The 22,175-nt window shown below is 68.2% G+C and carries 19 protein-coding genes and 1 riboswitch; of the genes, 16 read left to right on the forward strand and 3 right to left on the reverse strand.

Annotated features, from left to right (window positions below; all coding sequences use genetic code 11):
* Positions 1-5 precede the first annotated feature (5 nt).
* The 4 genes from andAd to GJG85_RS28265 all read left to right on the forward strand — a co-directional run bounded on the left by andAd (position 6) and on the right by GJG85_RS28265 (position 3,434).
* The gene (gene andAd / locus GJG85_RS28250; protein WP_006479528.1) at positions 6-482 is read left to right on the forward strand and encodes an anthranilate 1,2-dioxygenase small subunit AndAd; all 477 of its coding nucleotides are present in this window, start codon (positions 6-8) and stop codon (positions 480-482) included.
* A 17-nt stretch (positions 483-499) separates the two neighbouring features.
* Positions 500-826 carry an anthranilate 1,2-dioxygenase ferredoxin subunit AndAb gene (andAb, locus tag GJG85_RS28255; RefSeq protein WP_124553930.1) on the forward strand — a complete coding sequence of 109 codons (327 nt, stop codon included), beginning with the start codon at positions 500-502 and terminating at the stop codon, positions 824-826.
* On the forward strand, positions 816-2,036 hold the full coding sequence (andAa, locus tag GJG85_RS28260) for an anthranilate 1,2-dioxygenase system ferredoxin--NAD(+) reductase (protein WP_204384120.1): 1,221 nt from the start codon (positions 816-818) through the stop codon (positions 2,034-2,036). Before andAb ends, andAa begins: the two co-directional genes overlap by 11 nt.
* Positions 2,037-2,147: 111 nt before the next feature.
* Positions 2,148-3,434 carry a DUF445 domain-containing protein gene (locus tag GJG85_RS28265; protein WP_069618588.1) on the forward strand — a complete coding sequence of 429 codons (1,287 nt, stop codon included), beginning with the start codon at positions 2,148-2,150 and terminating at the stop codon, positions 3,432-3,434.
* Positions 3,435-3,487: 53 nt separating this feature from the next.
* Here the strand turns inward: GJG85_RS28265 and GJG85_RS28270 are convergent, their stop codons facing one another.
* Positions 3,488-3,787: an addiction module antidote protein gene (locus GJG85_RS28270; protein ID WP_050017389.1), complete on the reverse strand. Its 300-nt coding sequence runs from the start codon at positions 3,785-3,787 to the stop codon at positions 3,488-3,490.
* A gap of 3 nt (positions 3,788-3,790) precedes the next feature.
* Positions 3,791-4,129, reverse strand: coding sequence for a type II toxin-antitoxin system RelE/ParE family toxin (locus GJG85_RS28275; protein ID WP_204384121.1), 339 nt, complete (start codon positions 4,127-4,129; stop codon positions 3,791-3,793).
* A gap of 383 nt (positions 4,130-4,512) precedes the next feature.
* Between GJG85_RS28275 and GJG85_RS28280 the strand changes: the two genes are divergently transcribed.
* The 7 genes from GJG85_RS28280 (at position 4,513) to GJG85_RS28310 (ending at position 14,757) form a co-directional block, all read left to right on the forward strand.
* Positions 4,513-6,153: an acetolactate synthase large subunit gene (locus GJG85_RS28280; RefSeq protein ID WP_089489109.1), complete on the forward strand. Its 1,641-nt coding sequence runs from the start codon at positions 4,513-4,515 to the stop codon at positions 6,151-6,153.
* Positions 6,154-6,181: 28 nt separating this feature from the next.
* Positions 6,182-7,615, forward strand: coding sequence for an aldehyde dehydrogenase family protein (locus tag GJG85_RS28285; protein WP_204384123.1), 1,434 nt, complete (start codon positions 6,182-6,184; stop codon positions 7,613-7,615).
* A gap of 228 nt (positions 7,616-7,843) precedes the next feature.
* Positions 7,844-9,427 (forward strand): Na+/H+ antiporter, encoded by a 1,584-nt coding sequence (locus GJG85_RS28290; RefSeq protein ID WP_050017385.1) that lies wholly within the window; start codon positions 7,844-7,846, stop codon positions 9,425-9,427.
* 474 nt (positions 9,428-9,901) lie between these two features.
* Positions 9,902-11,035, forward strand: a complete 1,134-nt coding sequence (locus GJG85_RS28295) for a hybrid sensor histidine kinase/response regulator (protein ID WP_089489111.1) — start codon at positions 9,902-9,904, stop codon at positions 11,033-11,035.
* Positions 11,036-11,159: 124 nt separating this feature from the next.
* Complete coding sequence (locus GJG85_RS28300; protein WP_050017383.1) at positions 11,160-12,836, forward strand: methyl-accepting chemotaxis protein; 1,677 nt, start codon at positions 11,160-11,162, stop codon at positions 12,834-12,836.
* Positions 12,833-13,345 carry a chemotaxis protein CheW gene (locus tag GJG85_RS28305; protein WP_089489112.1) on the forward strand — a complete coding sequence of 171 codons (513 nt, stop codon included), beginning with the start codon at positions 12,833-12,835 and terminating at the stop codon, positions 13,343-13,345. The genes GJG85_RS28300 and GJG85_RS28305 overlap by 4 nt, the downstream gene beginning before the upstream one ends.
* On the forward strand, positions 13,342-14,757 hold the full coding sequence (locus GJG85_RS28310) for a CheR family methyltransferase (protein WP_089489113.1): 1,416 nt from the start codon (positions 13,342-13,344) through the stop codon (positions 14,755-14,757). Before GJG85_RS28305 ends, GJG85_RS28310 begins: the two co-directional genes overlap by 4 nt.
* Positions 14,758-14,821: 64 nt before the next feature.
* Here the strand turns inward: GJG85_RS28310 and GJG85_RS28315 are convergent, their stop codons facing one another.
* Complete coding sequence (locus GJG85_RS28315; RefSeq protein ID WP_089489114.1) at positions 14,822-15,874, reverse strand: RNA-guided endonuclease TnpB family protein; 1,053 nt, start codon at positions 15,872-15,874, stop codon at positions 14,822-14,824.
* 92 nt (positions 15,875-15,966) lie between these two features.
* On the opposite strand from GJG85_RS28315, the gene GJG85_RS28320 reads away from it, so the two are divergent.
* The 5 genes from GJG85_RS28320 (at position 15,967) to GJG85_RS28340 (ending at position 22,170) form a co-directional block, all read left to right on the forward strand.
* Positions 15,967-16,677, forward strand: a complete 711-nt coding sequence (locus tag GJG85_RS28320) for a chemotaxis protein CheW (RefSeq protein ID WP_050017380.1) — start codon at positions 15,967-15,969, stop codon at positions 16,675-16,677.
* Entirely contained in the window at positions 16,674-18,989 is a 2,316-nt protein-coding gene (locus GJG85_RS28325; RefSeq protein WP_089489115.1) for a hybrid sensor histidine kinase/response regulator, read from the forward strand. The genes GJG85_RS28320 and GJG85_RS28325 overlap by 4 nt, the downstream gene beginning before the upstream one ends.
* Complete coding sequence (locus tag GJG85_RS28330) at positions 18,986-20,005, forward strand: chemotaxis response regulator protein-glutamate methylesterase (protein WP_050017378.1); 1,020 nt, start codon at positions 18,986-18,988, stop codon at positions 20,003-20,005. The genes GJG85_RS28325 and GJG85_RS28330 overlap by 4 nt, the downstream gene beginning before the upstream one ends.
* A 78-nt stretch (positions 20,006-20,083) precedes the next feature.
* Positions 20,084-20,187: riboswitch (Fluoride riboswitch) on the forward strand.
* Positions 20,188-20,266: 79 nt separating this feature from the next.
* Positions 20,267-21,508 carry a voltage-gated chloride channel family protein gene (locus tag GJG85_RS28335; protein WP_050017377.1) on the forward strand — a complete coding sequence of 414 codons (1,242 nt, stop codon included), beginning with the start codon at positions 20,267-20,269 and terminating at the stop codon, positions 21,506-21,508.
* 77 nt (positions 21,509-21,585) lie between these two features.
* Complete coding sequence (locus GJG85_RS28340; RefSeq protein ID WP_204384124.1) at positions 21,586-22,170, forward strand: hypothetical protein; 585 nt, start codon at positions 21,586-21,588, stop codon at positions 22,168-22,170.
* Positions 22,171-22,175: the final 5 nt, after the last annotated feature.

A 22,175-nucleotide genomic window follows, 5' to 3' on the forward strand; every position in this document is an offset into this window, starting at 1 on the left:
AAAAAATGACGGAAGACATGAAGACGTGGTTCGAGATTTACATGCTCCAGAACCGCTATATCGGGCACCTCGACAACGATCGGCTCGAACACTGGCCGGAGATGTTCACCGAGGACTGTACGTACGAAATCGTGCCGAAGGAGAACGCCGATCTCGGGCTGCCGGTCGGGATCGTCCATTGCACGAACCAGCGGATGCTGCGCGACCGCGTGGTGTCGCTGCGGCACGCGAACATCTATGAAGAGCACACGTACCGGCACATGACGTCGGGCCTGACGATCGTCGCCGAACGCGACGGCGAGTTCGATACCGAGAGCAACTACGTGGTCGTGCAGACGCGCAGCAACGGCGAGTCGAACGTGTACCAGGCCGGCAAGTACTACGACACGGTCGTGCGTACGCCGGACGGGCTGCGCTACAAGACCAAGCGCGTGATCTACGACACGTCGCGCGTGCAGACGCTGCTCGCGACGCCGATCTGACGAAGCAAGGAATCGACATGATTGAAGCAACGCTGGCCGAGTGGCATCCGCTCGGCGCTTTCGACGAATTCTCCGAAGACGAACCGGCGGCGCGCGTCGCCGGCCAGAAGCCGATCGCCGTGTTCCGGATCGGCGACGAACTGTTCGCGATGCACGACCTGTGTTCGCATGGTCACGCGCGCTTGTCGGAAGGCTACGTAGAGGACGGCTGCGTCGAATGCCCGCTGCACCAGGGGCTCATCGACATTCGCACGGGCGCGCCGAAATGCGCGCCGATCACCGAACCGGTGCGGACCTATCCGATCCGGATCGTCGACGGGCAGGTGGAAGTCAATGTCGGCTGACCCGTTCGTGATCGTCGGCGCCGGCCACGCGGCGCGGCGTACGGCCGAAGCGCTGCGCGAACGCGATGCGGCGGCGCGTATCGTGATGATCGGCGCGGAGCGCGAGCTGCCGTACGACCGGCCGGCGTTGTCGAAGGATGCGCTGCTGACGGACGGCGGCGAACAGCGCGCGTTCATCCGCGATGCCGCGTGGTACGACGCGCAGCGCATCGAGTTGCGGCTCGGCACGCGCGTCGATGCGATCGAGCGCGATGCACGGCGCGTGCGGCTCGACGACGGTGTGTCGTTACCGTACGGCAAGCTCGTGCTCGCGACGGGTTCGCGCGTGCGCACGTTCGGCGGGGCGATCGACGAAGGTGTCGCCGTGCACTACGTCCGCACGGTCGACGATGCGCGTGCGTTGCGTGCGCAACTGGCGCCCGGGCGTCGCATGGCGGTGCTCGGCGGCGGCTTCATCGGCCTCGAAGTCGCGGCGGCGGCGCGTCAGCTCGGCTGCGACGTGACGGTGATCGACCCGGCCGCGCGCTTGCTGCAGCGCGCGTTGCCGGAAGTGGTCGGTGCTTATGCGCGTCGGTTGCATGACGCGCGTGGCGTGAACTTTCAGATGGCGACGCTGCCGCGTGCAATTCGTCGCGCGCCGGGCGGTGGCGCGATCGTCGAGACCGATCGCGGCGACGTGCCGGCCGACATCGTCGTGGTCGGCATCGGCGTGGTGCCCAACGTCGAGCTCGCGCAGGCGGCCGGGCTCGACGTCGATAACGGGATTCGCGTCGACGCGGGCTGCCGCACGGCCGATCCCGCGATCTTCGCGGCGGGCGAGGTGACGATGCACTTCAATCTGCTGCTCGGGCGGCATGTGCGGATCGAATCGTGGCAGGTGGCCGAAAACCAGCCGGTCGTCGCGGCCGCGAACCTGCTCGGCGCCGACGAGCGCTATGCCGAGCTGCCGTGGCTGTGGTCCGATCAGTACGACTGCAACCTGCAGATGCTCGGGCTGTTCGGCAGCGAACGCACGATCGTCGTGCGCGGCGATCCGGCGAGCGGGCCGTTCACGGTGTTCGGGCTCGGCGACGACGGGAAGATCGTCGCGGTGGCCGCGGCGAACCTCGGGCGCGACATCGGCGCGTCGCGGCGGCTGATCGCCGCAGGCGCGGTGCCCGATCCGGTGAAACTGGCCGACCCGGCGGTCAATCTGAAGACGTTCATGTAGCCGCGCGGCGCGGGCGGCACGCATGCATCGTGCACGCCCGCGCCGGCTACGGGTTTGTCGGTGGCGGCGAAATCGGGGATATTAACGGCATCGCCGATCCGCCCGTCCTCCATGACGCCAGACAAAGCCCTCGAACTGAAACGCAGCAAGCGCCGCGCGCTATGGCTGCTGCTGGCCGCCGTCGCGGTGTTCGTCACGACCATCCTGCTGCCGCGCGGCCCGTGGGTCGACGGCTTCAAGGCGGTCGCCGAAGCCGCGATGGTCGGCGCGCTCGCCGACTGGTTCGCGGTCGTCGCGCTGTTTCGCCGCGTGCCGATCCCGTTCGTGTCGCGCCATACCGAGATCATCCCGAAGAACAAGGACAAGATCGCCGACAACCTCGCGGTGTTCGTGCGCGAGAAATTCCTCGGCCCCGACGCGCTCGCCGCGCAGATCCGCCAGCACGATCCCGCGCAGAAGCTCGGTGCATGGCTCGGCGAGCCGGCGAACACCGACGCGCTCGGCGGCTACGTGACGAAGCTGATGAGCTTCGCGCTCGACATGACCGACGACGCGCGGATCCAGTCGTTCGTCCACGATGCGTTCCGCGCGGTGATCGACCGGGTCGACCTGTCGCAATCGGCCGGCGCGATCCTCGACACGCTGACGAAGGACGGCCGCCACCAGGCGCTGCTCGACGACGCGATCGAACAGGTGGTCGACGTGCTCGACAAGGAAGAAAACCGCGAGGTGATCGCGGGTTTCATCGTCGAATGGCTGAAGACGCAATATCCGAAGGTCGAGAAGATCATGCCGACGCAGTGGTTCGGCGAAAACGGCGCGCGGATGCTCGCGAGCGCGGTGAGCCGCGTGCTCGAGGGCGTCGCGGCCGACCCCGAGCACGAGCTGCGGCAACGCTTCGACCGGACGGTCGTGCGGCTGACCGAGCGGCTGAAGCACGACCCCGCGTTCATCGAGAAGGGCGAGGAGATCAAGCGCTATATTCGCGACGGCGATGCGTTCAACGACTACGTGCGCGATTTGTGGGACCAGTTGCGCGCGTGGCTGAAGGCCGATCTCGCGCGCCCCGATTCGGCGCTGCACCGGCAGGCCGCGACGCTCGGCGGCTGGCTCGGCGCACGGCTCGCCGAGAGCCCGGCGCTGCGCGCGTCGCTGAACGAGCACGTCGAGAAGGCCGTGCACGAGATGGCGCCCGATTTCGCCGATTTCCTGATGCGTCACATTCGCGACACGGTGCGCAACTGGGATGCGCGCGAGATGTCGCGACAGATCGAGCTGAACATCGGCAAGGACTTGCAATACATCCGCATCAACGGCACGCTGGTCGGCGGGCTGATCGGGCTCGGGTTGTATCTGGTGTCGCTCGCGCCGCGCTGGGCGGCCGGGTGGCTGCACTGACGCGGGCACGCGCGTTGCGCCCGCGCCGCGATGCGCTGCGGTGCGTCGCCGGGTTACGCGGCCGCCTTCGCGCCGTGCAATTGCAGGCCGAGCGCCTTGATGACTTTCAGGATCGTGCCGAAGCTCGGATTGCCGTCGTGCGACAGCGCCTTGTACAGCCCTTCACGCGACAGGCCCGCATCGCGCGCGACTTGCGACATGCCGCGTGCGCGGGCGATCACGCCGAGCGCATGCGCGATGAAGGCCGGATCGTCGCCGCCCTCCTGCAGGCACGCGTCGAAGTACTCGGCCATGTCGTCTTCGGTTTTCAGGTGTTCGGCCGAATCCCACGGCCGCGTGTTGATCTTGTCCATCGTTCACTCCATGTCGAGGTGCGCGAGCATTGCGTGCGCGGCGCGTATGTCGGCCCGTTGCGTCGATTTATCGCCGCCGCAGAGCAGGATCACCCATATCGTTCCGCGCCTCGCGTAATAGATGCGATAGCCGGGGCCGTGGTCGATACGCATTTCGACGACGGGGGAGCCCGCGGATTTCCAGTCGCCCGGATTGCCCATCGACAGGCGGTCGATGCGCGCCTGGATGCGGCGCCGGGCAAGGCGATCGGGCAGGCCGGCAAACCAGACGTCGAAGACGTCGGTGGTCCGGATGCTGTACGTAGGCGCACTGTAGGGCACGGATTGCAGGATGTCAACCATGGTTCACATGTTCGATGAATGGAATCGGTTGCGCCTACCGTAGCGCCGCGCGCGTCGTTTGAGGTCGAATTGGCCGTCAGGCCGATCCCGTCGCGAGGCCGCAGCCGGCCATCCGGTCGAAGCCGGAATTCCGCGAATCCGTCTACAATCAAAAGCGTCTTTGCCGCCCGTGCGCGCCCGCCGCGTGCGGGCGAGTCCGTTCGTCCTCCGGCATCCGGAGGCGCCGCCGCGCGTCACGCATCGACCATCGAGCATCGTGTGTTGCGCGGCGAGCAGTGCCGTGGTTTGTGTCCAGTAGGTAAGGCGTCCGCGTGCCGTAGGCCGGCGCGCGTCCTGAACGCCGCGTGTCCGTAGGCCGGGCAGGCGGCATAACCGAGAGTCCCATGAAAGCATCGGATCTGTTCGTGAAGGCGCTGGAAGCCGAAGGCGTCGAGTACGTGTTCGGCATTCCCGGCGAGGAAAACCTCGATCTGCTCGAATCGCTGCGGCGATCGAAGATCAAGCTCGTGCTGACCCGGCACGAGCAGGCGGCCGGGTTCATGGCCGCCACCTACGGCCGCCTCACGGGCCGCACCGGCGTGTGTCTTGCCACACTCGGCCCGGGCGCGACGAACTTCGTGACGGCCGCCGCGTATGCGCAGCTCGGCGGGATGCCGATGCTGATGATCACCGGGCAGAAGCCGATCAAGTCCAGCAAGCAGGGCCACTTCCAGATCGTCGACGTGGTCGACATGATGCAGCCGCTCACGAAGTTCACGCGGCAGATCGTGTCGATCGGCAACATCCCGTCGGCCGTGCGCGAGGCGTTCCGCCGCGCAGAGGAAGAGCGCCCGGGCGCCGCGCACCTCGAACTGCCGGAAGACATCGCGCACGAGGAGGGCGACGGCAAGCCGATCCCGCGCAGCTACAGCCGGCGGCCGGTGGCTGAGGAGAAGGCGGTCGCGCATGCGGTCGACGCGATCCAGGCCGCGCGTCATCCGCTGTTGATGATCGGCGCGGGCGGCAACCGCAAGACCACCTGCAAGATGCTGCTCGAATTCGTCGACAGGACGGGCATCCCGTTCTTCACGACGCAGATGGGCAAGGGCGTGATCGACGAGACGCACCCGCTGTGGCTCGGCAACGCGACGCTGTCCGACGGCGACTTCGTGCACCGCGCGATCGAGCACGCGGATTGCATCATCAACGTCGGCCACGACGTGATCGAGAAGCCGCCGTTCTTCATGCGCACCGACGACAAGACCGTGATCCACGTGAACTTCCTCGGCGCGCAGGTCGATCCTGTCTATTTTCCGCAGATCGAGGTGGTCGGCGACATCGCGAACGCGGTGTGGCAGATGAAGGAAGCGGTGACGCCGCAATCGCACTGGGATTTCGAGCGCTTCAGGATGATCAAGGCGCATTTCGACGCGCATCTGCAGAAAGGGCAGCACGACCCGCGCTTTCCGATGTATCCGGTGCGGATCGTCAACGACCTGTACAACGCGTTGCCGGTGGACGGCATCGTCTGCCTCGACAACGGGATGTACAAGATCTGGTTCGCGCGCTACTGGCGTGCGCACGAGCCTAACTCGCTGCTGCTCGACAACGCGCTCGCGTCGATGGGCGCGGGCCTGCCGTCGGCGATCGCGACGAAGATCGTGCATCCGCAGCGCAAGGTGATCGCCGTGTGCGGCGACGGCGGCTTCATGATGAATTCGCAGGAGCTCGAAACGGCCGTGCGGCTGAAGCTCGACATCGTCGTGATGATCCTGCGCGACGACGCGTTCGGGATGATCCGCTGGAAGCAGGAGAACATGAATTTCCCCGATTTCGCGATGACGCTGCAAAACCCCGATTTCGTGTCGTACGCGCAAAGCTACGGCGCGCACGGGCACCGCGTCGAGTCGGCCGACGATCTCGAGCCGCTGCTGCGCGAGTGCTTCTCGTCGCCGGGCGTGCACGTGATCGACGTGCCGATCGACTATTCGGACAACGAGCGCGTGTTGAACCGCGAGATCAAGCGCCTGTCGGCGCAACTTTGAATTCCCGTTCACAGGAAGGAGTCGTTCCATGTTGAAGGAAACCTATCCGTACTACCTCGCCAACGAAGCCGTCTACGCGAACACCGATCTGGAGGTGACCGACAAGTTCAGCGGCAAGGTCGCCACGCGCGTCGCGCTGGCCGACGCGAAGGCGATCGATGCTGCGATCGCAGCGGCCGTCGACGCGACGAAGCCGATGCGCGAGATGCCGGCCTACAAGCGGCAGGCCGTGCTCGATCATTGCATCGCGCGCTTTCGCGAACGTTTCGACGAGCTGGCCGAGGCGCTGTGCATCGAGGCCGGCAAGCCGATCAACGATTCGAAGGGCGAAGTCACGCGGCTGATCGATACGTTTCGCGTCGCGTCCGAGGAATCGGTGCGCATCGACGGCGAGATCGTCAACCTCGAGATCTCCGCGCGTGCGCAGGGCTATACGGGCTACATGAAGCGCGTGCCGGTCGGCCCGTGCTCGTTCATCTCGCCGTTCAACTTCCCGCTGAACCTCGCCGCGCACAAGGTCGCGCCCGCGCTCGCGGCCGGCTGCCCGTTCGTGCTGAAGCCCGCGAGCCGCACGCCGATCGGCGCGCTGATCATCGGCGAGGTGCTCGCGGAAACCGACCTGCCGAAGGGCGCGTTCTCGGTGCTGCCCGCGCATCGCGACGGCGCCGACCTGTTTACGACCGACGAGCGCTTCAAGCTGCTGTCGTTCACCGGTTCGCCGGCCGTCGGCTGGGCGCTGAAGGAGAAGGCCGGCAAGAAGAAAGTCGTGCTGGAACTGGGCGGCAACGCGGCGGCGATCGTCGATGCGGACCAGCGCGACCGGCTCGACTACGTGGTCGAGCGGCTCGCGTTCGGCGCATACTACCAGTCGGGCCAGAGCTGCATCGGCGTGCAGCGGATTCTCGTGCATGCCGACCTGTACGACGCGCTGCGCGAGAAGCTGATCGCGAAGACGCGTTCGCTGAAGATGGGCGATCCGAAGGATCCGTCGACGTTCGTCGGCCCGATGATCTCCGAATCCGAATCGCACCGGCTGTCGGGCTGGATGGACGCGGCCGTCGCGGCGGGCGCGAAGATCGTCGCGGGCGGCAAGGTCGACGGCGCGATGTTCGAGGCGACGCTGCTGGAAAACGTCGGGCGCGAGCAGGACCTGTACCGGAAGGAGGCGTTCGGCCCGGTCGCGATCCTCGAGAAGTTCGACCGCTTCGACGACGCGCTCGCGCGCGTGAACGACAGCGACTTCGGGCTGCAGGCCGGCGTGTTCACCGATTCGCTCACGCATGCGCACCGCGCATGGGACGAGCTGGAGGTCGGCGGCGTCGTGATCAACGACGTGCCGTCGTTCCGCGTCGACAACATGCCGTACGGCGGCGTGAAGGATTCCGGTCTCGGCCGCGAAGGCATTCGCTATGCGATCGAGGACATGACCGAGCCGCGGCTGATGGTCGTGCGGCGCCGGTAACGCGCGGCAGGCAGCGCGGCGCCGCGGCGGCACGCGGGCGGGCGATCGGGCCGCCCGCGTGCCGTTTTCATGGCGGCGCGCGCAGCGGCGCGGCGCCGCGCGTGTCCCGCGCGGCGGCCGCTCGCAACAGGCTCGACTACGGGCCTTCCCTCGTGATGTAATCGCGCGAAACTGCCGACCGGGGTACGACGCCGGAACGCGCAAATTCATTCTTCACGAGGTCGATTCATGTCCCCCGTCTCGGCATTCAAGCTGGTTCTATTGTCATTCCTCGCGATCGTCGCGCTAGAATGCATCGCCAAGCGGTTGAGGCTGCCGCCCGCCGCCGCGCTGCTGATCGGCGGCATCGGCATCGCGTTCATCCCCGGCCTGCCGCCGATCAACCTCGATCCCGAGCTGGTGTTGCTGGTGTTCCTGCCGCCGCTGCTGATGGACGGCGCGTACTTCTCCGTGTGGGAAGAGTTCAAGCGCAACGTCGGCGGCATCCTGATGCTGGCGATCGGCGCGGTCGTGTTCACGACGTTCGCGGTCGGCTTCGCCGTGCACTGGGTGGTGCCGGCGCTGCCGTGGGCCGCGTGCTTCGCGCTCGGCGCGATCGTGTCGCCGCCCGATGCGGTCGCCGCGAAGGCCGTGCTCGAACGGGTCGCGCTGCCGCGCCGGCTGATGGTCCTGCTCGAAGGCGAGAGCCTGCTGAACGACGCGGCCGGCCTCGTGCTGTTCCGCTTCGCGGTCGCGGCCGCGCTCACCGGCGCGTTCAGCCTCGAGCATGCGGTCGTGCGTTTCGCGGAACTCGGGCTCGGCGGCGTGGTGGTCGGCTTCGTGGTCGGCAAGCTTGTGGTTTGGTTCCTGAAGCTGCTCGACGACGACTATCTCGTGATCACTGTCGCGGTGATCGCCGGCTGGATCGCGTACATCGCGGGCGAAATGGTCGAGGTGTCGGGCGTGATCGCGACCGTCACGGCCGGCATGATCGTCGGCTGGCATCAGCACGAGGTGTTCTCGGCGGCCGTGCGTACGCGCGGCACCGCGTTCTGGCAGGTCATCGTGTTCCTGCTCGAGGCGATGGTGTTCGTGCTGATCGGGCTGTCGCTGCGCGGCGCGATCCACCGGCTCGGCGGCTTCGAGCAGGTGCTCGCGACGATGGTGCCGCCCGTGCTCGCGGTGCTGGCGGCGGTGATCCTGTCGCGCTTCGTGTGGATCTACGCGGTCGAGGCGCTGAAGTGGCCGGTGCGTGGCCTCGTGCGGCGCGGCGACGCGCCCGACTGGAAGGCCGCGACGATCATGAGCTGGGCCGGGATGCGCGGCGTGGTGACGCTGGCGATCGCGCTGTCGCTGCCCGAGGCGCTACCCGGCCGCGACGTGATCCTGGTTGCGTCGTTCGCGGTGATCCTCGTGACCGTGCTGCTGCAGGGCACGACGATCGGGCCGCTGATCCGGCTGCTGCGCCTGCCGCAGCGCGACGAGCGCGCCGCGCACCACCTGACCGAGCCGCAGACATGGGCGTACGTCGAGGCCGCGCAGCTCGCGGCGATCCAGCCGCTCGTGCGCGACGCGCACGGCGTCGTGATCCATCCGCGTCTGCTCGAGCAGTACACGTATCGCGCCGAGCTGACCGAACGGTCGAAGAACGAGCCCGCGTATCCGGCGGAAGTGCGCACCGCGCACTACGACGTGGTGCTGGCCGCGATCCGGGCCGGGCGCGCCGAACTGTTGCGCCTGCATCGGTCGGGGCGCATCCACGACGAGATGCTGCACACGCTCGAACGCGACCTCGACCTGCAGGAAGTGTCCGCGCAGCACGCGCGCGGGTAGGCGGGCGCACGGGCCGGCGTCCTGTCGGCCCTCAAATGGCGGGGTCGCACGCGCGCGTCGCGCGACTTTTTCTTCTTCCGCCTGCCGTTTGCGACTGTTTTAATCCGGCCCCAATACACACCCTGATACGGCCCGCCACCAGCCTTGCAGCGCATGCAAACCTCATGGCGCCGGTCTCGCAAACGTTATCGTCTTTCGAATCCGGAAATGATCTGATTTATCTGATTCCGTCTCTTTCTGCATATTTGGCAAAACTAAACCGGAAGGAGATAGATGCTGTGTTCTAATTTCATTTAGAATCAGCCGGTTATGTTTATTGAGAGAAAGAATGCGGAGGTAATGCGGGCCGTCGACGGGGAAACAGGCGGCGTCCAAAGCCCCGCAAGGAAGTGCCGACAGGCCAAATCGGCGGAATCAGGCGGGTTTTTCCAACTGCCAATATAAGATAGCGTCCAAGTCGGATAAACAACTCCTATGAAAGAATCGATTGGAGATTCGGCGTTTGAAACTGTATTTATGAAAGAATCGAGCAGTGATAATGCCTCGGATTGCCTCGAATCGGGCTTATCGGTCCTCCTGGTCGACGACCAGCCGTTCGTCGGCGAGGTGATCCGCCGCGCGCTGCGCAGCGAGCACGACATCGACCTGCACGTGTGCACCGACGCGCACCGGGCGATGGCGGTCGCGCGCGACGTGAAGCCGACGGTCATCCTGCAGGATCTCGTGATGCCGGAGATCGACGGCCTCGATCTCGTGCGCGCGTGGCGCGCGGACCCCCGCACCGCGCGCGTGCCGATCATCGTGCTGTCCGCGAAGGAGGAGCCGATCGTCAAGCGCGAGGCGTTCATCGCCGGCGCGAACGACTATCTGGTGAAGCTCCCCGACGCGATGGAGCTGACCGCGCGCATCCGCTATCACTCGAATTCGTACCTGATGTCGCGGCAGCGCGACGAGGCGCTCGATTTCCTGTCGCACGACATGCGTTCGCCGCAGACGTCGATCCTTGCGCTGCTCGACGTCTACCGGGCCGAGCACGGCGACATGCCGGCGATCATGGAGCGCATCGCCGGCCATGCACGGCGCGCGCTCGCGCTCGCCGACGGCTTCATCCACCTGACCCGCGCGCAGTCCGAGCGCCGCGCGCACGAGGTCGTGAGTCTCAACGAGATCGTGCTCGACGCCGTCGACCAGCTGTGGGAGAAGGCGGCCGGGCTCGGCTGCCGGGTGAGCGCGTGCGTGCCCGATACCGAATGCGTGACGATGGGCGACCGCATGATGCTGACGCGCGCGGTCGCGAACCTGATCGACAACGGGCTGAAGTATGGGCCGGCCGGGATGGACGTACATTGCACGCTGAGCGGCGAGGACGGCGTCTGGCTGATCGGCGTCGAGGATGCCGGCGCCGGCATCGCGCCGGAGCAGCGCACGGCCGCGACCGAGTCGTTCGTGCAGCTCGAATCCGCGCACGGCGCGGCGCGCAGCGGTTTCGGCCTCGGTCTCGCATTCGTCCGCGCGACGGCGGCGCGGCATCGCGGCCAGATCCTGATGCGCAATACGGCGCGCGGCTTCATGGTCGCGCTTCGGCTGCCGGCGCAAGCGGAGCGATGATGTCGCGGCGCGGCCTGCCGGCGCCGCGCCGCCCGCGGGACCCCGATGCGCTCGTGGCGCGCCGACCGGCGCGCCAGGCGGGCGCGGATTTTTCAACGCTGAATTTAGAAAGCCCATAACGAACATGGCCACCTTGACGCCCCGCGCGACCAATGAAAGCCTGCATCCGACGATCGGCGCCGCCCGGCTGACGCTCGGCAATCGCATCCTGCTCAGCTTCGGCGTGCTGTTCGTGCTGATGCTGGTGACCGCCGGCGTGTCGTACGAGCGACTGCGCGCGATCAACGCCGAAGCCGTCAGCATCGAGCGCGACTCGCTGCCCGGCGTCTACCTTGCATCGTCGCTGCGCGGCGCGGTCAACGAGTCGTTCACGCTGCTGCAGCGCGGCATCTTCGTCGACACCGAGCCCGACGCCGCGCAGCGCGATCTCGCGAAGATCGCCGACGCGCTGAAGGAAATCGAGTCGATGTCGGTGGACTACCAGAACACGACGTTCCGCGACGACGACCGGCAGCGCTTCATGGCGTTCCGCGGCGCCTACGATCACTACGTGCCGTTGCTGAACGAAGCAGTGCAGAACAGCCGCGCATCGCACGCCGAGGCGGTCGCCGCGTACGCGAAAGCGTTGCCTGCATGGACCGAGGTCGTGCGCAACGCGAACGTGCTGGTGCAGGAGAACCGCAAGTTCGCGGAGCAGTCCGCGAAGCTGATCCGCGAATCCGTGCAGGACACCGAGATCGTGCTCGCGACCGCGCTGGCGTTCATGCTGCTGTCCGCGCTCGGGCTCGGCTACATGCTGTACCGCTCGGTGACGGTGCCGATGGCGCGGCTCGTCGAGGTGCACGACGTGATGCGCACCGGCAACCTGACCCATCGCCTCGATCTGCGCCGCCGCGACGAATTCGGCACGCTCGAGACCGGCTTCAACCGGATGGCCGACGAGCTGACCGAGCTGGTGTCGCGCGCGCAGCAGTCGTCGCTGCAGGTGACGACGTCGGTGGCCGAGATCGCCGCGACGTCGCGCGAGCAGCAGGCGACCGCGAACGAGACCGCGGCGACGACGACCGAGATCGGCGCGACCTCGCGCGAGATCTTCGCGACGTCGCGCGACCTGCTGCGCACGATGAACGAGGTGGCCGGCGTGGCCGAGCAGTCGGCGACGCTCGCGGGCGTGAGCCAGAGCGGGCTCACGCGGATGGGCGAGACGATGCGCAGCGTGATGGACGCGGCCGGCTCGGTGAACGCGAAGCTCGCGATCCTCAACGAGAAGGCGCTGAACATCAACCAGGTGGTCGCGACCATCACCAAGGTGGCCGACCAGACCAACCTGCTGTCGCTGAACGCGGCGATCGAGGCCGAGAAGGCCGGCGAGTACGGCCGCGGCTTCGCGGTCGTCGCAACGGAGATCCGCCGCCTGGCCGACCAGACGGCGGTGGCGACCTACGACATCGAGCAGACGGTGAAGGAAATCCAGTCGGCCGTGTCGGCGGGTGTGATGGGGATGGACAAGTTCTCCGAGGAAGTGCGCCGCGGGATGCTCGACGTGCAGCAGGTGGGCGGCCAGCTGTCGCAGATCATCGCCGAGGTGCAGACGCTCGCGCCGCGCTTCCAGATGGTCAACGAAGGGATGCAGACGCAGGCGAACGGCGCCGAGCAGATCACGCAGGCGCTGTCGCAACTGTCGGAAGCCGCGCAGCAGACGGCCGAGTCGCTGCGCCAGTCGTCGCAGGCGATCGACGACCTGACGCTCGTCGCGAACCAGTTGCGCACCAGCGTGTCGCGCTTCAAGGTCGACGCGTGACGCGCGCCGATCCGCAGAACGGCGCGCACGCGCTGTTCCTGATGTTCGAGCTCGACGGCGAGCGTTATGCGCTCGACGCGGCTGGCATCGACGAGGTGCTGCCGCTCGCCATCATGAAGGCGGTGCCCGGTGCGCCCGACTGGATCGCCGGGCTGCTGATGCGCGGCGGCCAGCCGGTGCCGGTGATCGACGTGCCGATGCTGGCGCTTGGGCGGCGCGCGCAGGCGCTGCGCTCGACGCGGCTCGTGATGGTCCGTCATCGCTCCGGTCACGCCGATGGCGAGCGCACGATCGGCCTGATCGTCGAGCGTGCGACGCAGACGATGCGGATCGACCGCGCGGCATTCCGCGCCAGCGGCGTCTCGACCGCGCGCACGCGCTGGCTCGGGCGGGTCGCGAACACGCCCGACGGCGTCGTGCAGCAGCTGTCGGTGTCCGACCTGATCGACGACGTGGCGCGCCTGTATCTGTTCGACGGCCCGTCGGGCCACGGAGAGGAATTCGCATGAACGCGTCCGAATCGCGCTTTCGCGGCTGGTTGCTGCGCGAGACCGGCATCGACGCCGATTCGCTCGGCAACGATTTCCTGATGCGGGCGCTGACGGATCGCGTGCATGCATTGCAGGCGGACGGCGAGCGCGTGCCGTCGGCCGCGCGCCCGCCCGTCACGCCGGAAGCGCTCGACGCGTACTGGCAGCAGCTCAACGCGTCGGCCGACGAACGGCGCGCGCTGATCGAGCTGTTCGTCGTCCCGGAAACGTGGTTCTTCCGCGACCGCGAAGCGTTCGCGACGCTCGCGCGGCAGGCCGCCGAACGGGTCGCCGCGATGCCCGGCCGCGTGATCCGCGTGCTGAGCGCGCCGTGCTCGACGGGCGAGGAGCCGTATTCGGCGGCGATGGCGTTGCTGGATGCGGGGCTCGAGCCGGCGAACTTCGCGATCGACGCGATCGACCTCAGCGCACGCGCGATCGAACAGGCGCGGCTCGGCTGTTACGGGCGCAATGCGTTCCGCGGGACGGCGACGGAGTTCCGTACGCGGTATTTCACGCCGACCCGCGACGGCTGGCTGCTCGACGAGCGCGTGCGCGCGTGCGTGCAGTTCAGTCACGCGAACCTCGTCGAACCGGTGGCCGACAACGGCATTCGCTACGACTTCGTGTTCTGCCGCAACGTGCTGATCTATTTCGACCGCGATGCGCAGGATCGCGCGATCCGCTCGCTCGACGCGCGTCTTGCCGACGACGGCATGCTGTTCGTCGGGCCGGCGGAGACGGGCGTCGCGATGCGGCACGGGATGCGCTCGGCGCGCGTGCCGCTCGCGTTCGCGTTTCATCGCGAGCCGGCCGGTGCGGCGGCCGATGCAGGCGCGGCCCGGTCGGTTGCGCCGCTGTCCGCGGCGGCGCCGGACCGGCGCGCGGAGCGCTTCACGGTCGCACCGCTCGCCGCGCCGCGCCCGGTGGTGGCCGTCGCGCCGCCGGGCTGGCTCGGCGACGTGCGCCAGCCGTTCGCGGCGGCGCCGGCCTTACAGGCTGCCGCAGTCGACGCGCGGGCCTCTCTGGCGGCGGCGACCGCCGTGGCGGCCGCCCCGGCCTACGACGGGATCGCGCCGACGATCGACGATGCGCCGACGCTGGAGGATGCGCAGGCCCTGGCGAACGCGGGCGCGTTCGACGAGGCCGAGCGCGTGCTCGCGCAGTTCTCGGCGCGCGTCGGCCCGCATGCCGATGCGTTCTACCTGAACGGACTGATCGCGGATGCGCGCGGCCGCGCCGCGGAAGCGAGCGACTTCTACCGGAAGGCGCTGTACCTGCGCCCCACGCATCACGAGGCGCTGACGCATCTCGCGACGCTGCTCGACGTCGGCGGCGATCGCGCGGGCGCGCAATGGCTGCTCGAACGCGCCCGGCGTTCGGCCGGCTGACACGACGACGGGAAATGGGACCGACACCGCGATGACCAGAGGAACCCTTGACGTCCTCCTCCGCCTAAAGGCGGAAGATTCCCACACCTGGCGATGCACGTCCGCATCGGAGAATGTTCAGCGCAGCGTTGGTATCTCGATCATGCTCGACACCACAGTCACTGCAGGTCCACTCTCTTATTCTCAGTCCCGCGATACCTTTCGGCCGCGTCGTGCTGGCTTGCGACCCGCACGCCGAACAGGACTGGGTCGAACCGCTTTCGTCGACTTCCTCGAACGTGACTCCGTGCGCGATCGCTTTGTAGCGGAGCTTGTTTCGGAAGGACGACCAGGACGCGTCGTAGACGCTCTTCGCCATCCTGGTTCTGGCAAGTTTGACGGCAGATACGTTGCCGACCGCGATGTAATCGAAGCGCCACACCAGCTCGAGCGCGAGCTTGTGCTGGAAATCGGCTCGGGCGTTCGCGACCTTGGCGTGCAGCTTCGCGATATGTCGCTTGTGCTTTCGTGCTCGCTGCGCTTTCGCCAGCTTTTCCGCCGCTCGTCGACCGAACTGGTCATTGGGCAGCTTCTCGCCCGTCGAAAGTGTGGCGAAGTCTTTCAAGCCGAGATCGATGCCGACGCCGGAACGGATCGGGCGGGCCTGAACATCGGGTATCTCGATCACGATGTTGAGAAACCAGTTGCCACGCGCATCCTGCGCAAAGTTGGTTCCATCCCTGATCTTGCCTTCGGGAAGCGTTCGGCTGTTGAACACGCGAAACGTGTTGCCAGCGAAACGGAACGCGTCACCCTCGCGCTTCAGGTCACGGCCCTTCAGCGGCACCCAGCCCAGCGATTTCCTGCCGCGATAGCGCAGGTAGGGCCGACGGTGCTGGCTGCGCGACTTCGCGTATTGCTCGCACGTCGCGTTGACCGTGCCGGAATGGATGCCAAGCGCCTTGCTGCTCCCCGTCGTCAGCACGTTCAGATCGAATCCCGTCGGCCACTTCTTGCCCCACTTGAGCGCGTGCTTCTGCGTGTCGTTGCAGAAGTTCCAGACGTAGTTCACCGCACGGCTCTGCTTGTTGAGCAGTCCGTTGAGCGACTTCACCCGGTAGCGGTAGACAAGGATCATGCCGGTGATCCTAACTCGTGGAAGAAGCTGCCTGTCAACAGCACGCCTTTCCTTCCCGCCATCAATGGCGGGGTCTCTCGGAGAAAATTCTGATGAACCGCGCCGCTGCCACTGACGACGCGACGCTCGACGTCGACGATTGCTGGAACCGGATCGGCACGCGCGGCGACCGCTCGTGCGAGCGGCTGAACGACTGCCTGCGCTGCCTGAACTGCCCGGTCTACGCGTCGCACGCGGCGAAGCTGCTCGAGCGTCCGCTCGACGTGGCCGAGATGGCGGACGTCACGCGCCGTATGAGTGCGCTCGGCACGGCGCGCGCGGGCGACGACGACGGCGATACGCGCCATGCGGCGCTCGCGTTCCGGGTGGCCGACGAATGGCTCGCGCTGCCGATCGGCGTGCTGCGCGAGATCGCCGGCACGCGCCCGATCCACTCGCTGCCGTATCGCCGCCATTCGGCCGTGCGCGGCGTGGTCAACATCCGCGGCACGCTGCGCATCGCGATCTCGATCGGCGCGCTGCTCGGCCTCGATGCCGGCAAGGCCGGCAACGGCGGGGGCGGAGGCGACGGCCGTTTCACGCGGCTGCTGGTGGCCGCGCATCAGGGCGAACCGGTCGTGTTTCCGGTCGACGAAGTCGAGGGCGTGCTGCGCTTCGGCGCGTCCGACTGGGTGCCGGTGCCTGCGACGGTCGGGCGCGCGAGCGCCGGCCTGTCGCGCGGCGTGCTGTCGTGGCGCGGCAAGTCGGTGGGGCTGCTCGACGACGATCGTCTGTTCGATGCCGTGACGCGGAGCATGCGATGAGCGGCGATGACGACCTGAGCCACCTGTCGCTGCTCGAGCTGTATCGCGAGGAGACGCGTACGCAGACCCAGGCGCTGTCGGAGCGGCTGCTCGCGCTCGAATCGGGCGAGCCCGATTCCGTCGCGCTCGAGGCGTGCATGCGCGCCGCGCATTCGCTGAAGGGCGCCGCGCGCATCGTCGGCGTGCCGCTCGGCGTCGAGATCGCCGGGCGGATGGAGGAATGCTTCGTCGCCGCGCAGGCCGGCACGATCGCACTGACGGCCACGCACGTCGACGTACTGCTGGCCGGCGTCGATTTGCTGGTGCGCGTCGGCGATCCGCAGGGGCAACCCGTGTCGCAGGCCGAGATCGACGTGTTCGCGGCGGCGCTGACGGGCGCCGACGGCGCGCAGACGATGCAGGCGCCGGCCGCCGTGCCGCCGCCGGTGCCGATGCCGCCGTCGTTCGTGCCGTATCGCGATCACGACGGCGCCGCGAACGAGCCGGTCGGCGCGAGCGCCGCGGTGCCGCCGCTCGCCGTGTCGAGCCCGGTGCCCGATCCGGTCCAGGCCGGCCGGGTGGCGGGCGCCGGCGCGATGCGCCGCGTGCGCGCCGATACGCTGAACCGGCTGCTGAGCCTGTCCGGCGAATCGCTGGTCGAATCGCGCTGGCTCAAGCCGTTCGCCGAATCGATGCTGCGCGTGAAGCGCGCGCAGCGCGACGCGGCCCGTTCGCTCGACCTGATGGTCGAGCAGTTCGCCGACGAGCTCGACGACGGCATGCTCGCGTCGATGAACGAAGTGCGGCACATGCTCAACGACCTGCAGCGCTCGCTCGCCGAGCGCATGGACGAATTCGACCGCTTCGAGCGGCGCAGCACGCATATCGCCGAGCAGCTGTACGACGAGGCGCTGCAGTGCCGGATGCGGCCGTTCGGCGACGCGACGCGCGCGTATCCGCGCATCGTCCGCGATCTCGCGCGCTCGCTCGGCAAGCAGGTGCGTTTCTCGATCGTCGGCGAAGGCACGCAGGTCGATCGCGACATCCTCGACCTGCTCGACGCGCCGCTCGGCCACCTGCTGCGCAACGCGATCGACCATGGCGTCGATTCGCCCGACGCGCGGCGCGCGCGCGGCAAGCCGGCCGAGGCGAGCGTCACGCTCGAGGCGCGCCACAGCGCCGGCTCGCTGCTCGTCAGCGTGATCGACGACGGGCCGGGCGTCGACATGGACGCGCTGCGCGCGGCCGTCGTGCGCCAGCGCCTGACCGACGACGAGACGGCCGCGCGGCTGTCCGACCCCGAACTGCTCGAATTCCTGCTGCTGCCGGGCTTCTCGATGCGCGATGCGGTGACCGACGTATCGGGGCGCGGCGTCGGCCTCGACGCGGTGCAGGAGATGGTGCGCGGCGTGCGCGGCGCGGTGCGGATCTTCAACGAGCCGGGCGCCGGCATGCGCTTCGTGCTGCAGTTGCCGCTCACGCTGTCGGTGATCCGCAGCCTGCTCGTCGAGGTCGGCGGCGAGCCGTATGCGTTCCCGCTCGCCCACGTGCGCCGCACGCTCGAGCTTTCGCACGACGACATCGACGTGCTCGAAGGGCAGCCGCATTTTCCGTTCGACGGCCGGCGCGCGGGCCTCGTCGCCGCGCACCAGCTGCTCGACGCGGGCGAACCCGACGTGACCCGTGCCAGCACGGCGGTCGTGGTCGTCGGCGCCGAACCCGAGCTGTACGGCGTCGCGGTCGACCGCTTCCTCGGCGAACGGATGCTCGTCGTGCAGCCGCTCGACAGCCGCCTGCACAAGATCCAGAACATCGCGGCCGGCGCGTTGCTCGAGAACGGCGACCCGGTGCTGATCGTCGACGTCGAGGACCTGATCCGCTCGGTCGACAAGCTCGTGCGCGGCGGCCAGCTCGCGCGGGTCACGCGCGATCCGCAGCTCGCGCTGGCCGACCGGCGCCGCCGCGTGCTCGTCGTCGACGATTCGCTGACGGTGCGCGAGCTCGAACGCAAGCTGCTGGAAAAGCGCGGCTACGACGTGACGGTCGCGGTCGACGGGATGGAAGGGTGGAACGCGGTGCGCAGCGATGCGTTCGATCTCGTCGTGACCGACGTCGACATGCCGCGCATGGACGGGATCGAACTCGTCACGCTGATCAAGGGCGACCCGATGCTCAAGCGGGTGCCGGTGATGATCGTGTCGTACAAGGATCGCGACGAGGATCGCCGCCGCGGGCTCGATGCCGGCGCCGACTACTACCTCGCGAAGAGCAGCTTTCACGACGAAGCGCTGCTCGACGCCGTGCACGACCTGATCGGGGACGCACGCGCATGAACATCGGCATCGTCAACGACCTGCCGCTGGCCGTCGAGGCGCTGCGCCGCGTGATCGCGCTGCGCGCGGACCATCGCGTGCTGTGGGTCGCGACCGACGGCGACGAGGCGGTGGATTTCTGCGTCGCGCATCCGCCCGACGTCGTGCTGATGGATCTCGTGATGCCGAAGGTCGACGGCGTCGCCGCGACGCGCCGGATCATGGCGCGCGCGCCGTGCGCGATCCTGATCGTGACGGCGAGCGTCAGCGCGAACACGTCGTCGGTGTACGAGGCGATGGGCGCCGGCGCGCTCGACGCGGTCGATACGCCGACGCTCGCGCTCGGGCTGTCGACCGACGCGTCGCCGCAGGCGCTGCTCGCGAAGATCGACCAGATCGGCCGGCTGCTCGAAAGCCGCAGCGCGGCACTCGTGCCGCCGGGGCCGACGCCCGCGCGCGGACAGCCGACGCTCGTCGCGATCGGCGCGTCGGCGGGCGGGCCGACCGCGCTCACCGCGCTGCTGCGCGCGCTGCCGGCGGATTTTCCGGCCGCGATCGTGATCGTCCAGCACGTCGACCAGGCCTTCGCGTACGGGATGGCCGAATGGCTCGACGGCTATACGCGGCTGCCGGTGCGCGTCGCGCGGCAGGGCAGCATGCCGGAAGCCGGCACGGTGCTGCTCGCGGCGACCAACGACCATCTGATGCTGTCGCCGCGCGGTGTGCTCGGCTATACGCGGCATCCGGTCGAAACGCCGTACCGGCCGTCGATCGACGTGTTCTTCAACAGCGTCGCGGACGGCTGGCAGGGTGACGCGCTAGGCGTGCTGCTGACGGGCATGGGACGCGACGGCGCGCTCGGCCTGAAGGCGATGCGGGCGAAGGGCTGCTACACGATCGCGCAGGACGAGGCGACCAGCGCCGTGTACGGGATGCCGAAGGCGGCCGCGGCGGTCGGCGCGGCGTCGGCGATCCTGCCGCTCGAACAGATCGCGCCGCAGTTGATCGCGCGGATCGCGCTCGCGCCGCGCGACTGACCGCGCATCGGGCAGGCGCCGTCGTTGCGTGGTGCGCCGGCGCTGCATTGCATGCGTGGCGCGGCGTCGCGTACAATTGCGGCCTGCGGAGATGGCATGCCTCCCTGCGGTCGTTCCCGGCGCGTGGCGCGCGGTGCGGCCCTCAACCGCCGGTTTGCCCGGCTGATGATGCCTGCGTGTTCCTGGGTCGTCAGGAGGTCGCAGGCCGTCCATCCGGTATTCTGCCGCCCAGGTTTTGATGTTCTGTCGAATCTGGAAATCATGTTCTTCACCACTTCTGCCGATCTTTTCGCGACCGTGCGCTACGTGTGGCGCTGGCTCGCGCTTTCCGCGCTGCTCGGCGCGCTCGCCGGCACGGCTTCCGCGCTGTTCCTGATCGCGCTCGACTGGGCGACCGGTACGCGCGTTGCGCATCCGTGGCTGCTGTGGGGGCTGCCGGCCGCCGGTTTCGCGACCGGCTGGGTCTACCATCGCTTCGGCCAGTCGGTCGCGCGCGGCAACAACCTGCTGATCGACGAGATTCACGACCCGAAGGCGCTCGTGCCGAAGCGGATGGCGCCGCTCGTGCTCGTCGCGACCGTCGTCACGCACCTGTTCGGCGGGTCGGCCGGCCGCGAGGGCACGGCCGTGCAGATGGGCGGCGCGCTCGCCGATCGCGTCACGCACCTGTTTCGGCTTGATCGCGAGCATCGCCGCGTGCTGCTGATGGGCGGCATCGCGGCCGGCTTCGCGTCGGTGTTCGGCACGCCGCTCGCGGGCGCCGTGTTCGGGCTCGAGGTGCTCGCGATCGGGCGCGTGCGGTACGACGCGCTGCTGACCTGCGTCGCGTCGGCGATCGTCGCGGACGTCGTGTGCCGCGCGTGGGGCGTCCATCACACGGCCTATGCGATTCCGTTCGTGCCGGCCGTATCGGCGACCGGGCTGGCCGTGACGGTCGTTGCGGGCATCGCGTTCGGCGTGGTCGGGCGGCTGTTCGCGTTCGCGACGCATGCGCTGACCGCGTGGTTTCGCCGCGTGATCCGCTATGCGCCGCTGCAGCCGGTGCTCGGCGGCCTGCTGGTTGCGGTGGCCGCGACCGTGCTGAACGTGCCGCAGTATCTCGGCCTCGGCATCCCGACGATCGAGGCCGCGTTTCACGGCCCGCTGCCGCTTTACGATTTCGCGGGGAAGTTCGCGTTCACCGTCGTCACGCTCGCGTCGGGGTTCAAGGGCGGCGAGGTGACGCCGCTGTTCTACATCGGCGCGACGCTCGGCAATGCGCTCGGCCAGGTCCTGGCGCTGCCGGTGCCCGTGCTCGCGGGGCTCGGCTTCGTCGCGGTGTTCGCGGGCGCGGCGAACACGCCGATCGCGTCGACGATCATGGCGATCGAACTGTTCGGCGCGGATATCGGCGTGTATGCGATCGTCGCCTGTGTCGTCGCGTATCTGTTTTCCGGGCACGCGGGGATTTATCGCGCGCAGCGCGTGGCGGTGGGGAAGGGGGCGCGGGTGGAGGCGGAGTGAGGTGGGGGGCGCGGTCGATGTCGTTCGATCGCGGCGGCGCGATGCGATACCCGGGACGCTAAAAAGAGAGGCATCCAATGACGTCGGACGATTTCCTGACCGAAGCCAGGCGGCTTGCGAGGCCGTGCCGTCAGTACCGCTTCGCGGCTGACGGCGAACCCGTCACCGGCTACTGGCATGGGGTCGATGCCGGCGAGTTGTGCATTTCCACCGAACGCGACGGTGTCTGGCTGAACGTCCATCTCGAAGATAGCGGCACGTCAGGCCGCGTGGAGACTTCCACGCAACCTGTCCGTTCCGGCCGCCCGCTGTGCCGATCCGACACGCTGTCGCTTCCGCCGGTCGACGCGGTGTTTCGCTTCGGCTCCGCCGCGATCGGCGCGTACCTCGACACACACGGATGGCAGCGCGACTGGGGATTCAACGGCAACTTCAAGGGCGCGGCCGCGCACGACTACGAGCGCGAGTGGATGGCGCAATGCCCGCTCTACACGGGTGGCGTGGTGGCCGTCGCGGGCGGATGGCACATGCCATGGCCCGACGACGACTGGAATGAACTGATCGACCTCGAACTCGTCCTCTGGACGTTCGAGGAATCGGAACCGTGGGTCGAGGTGTTTTCGGACGGCGGCCGTTACTCGGTGATCCAGCGGATCACCTAGCACGC

Origin of the sequence: Burkholderia sp. MS389 (assembly GCF_016899425.1) — a bacterium.
GTDB classification, from domain to species: domain Bacteria; phylum Pseudomonadota; class Gammaproteobacteria; order Burkholderiales; family Burkholderiaceae; genus Burkholderia; species Burkholderia sola.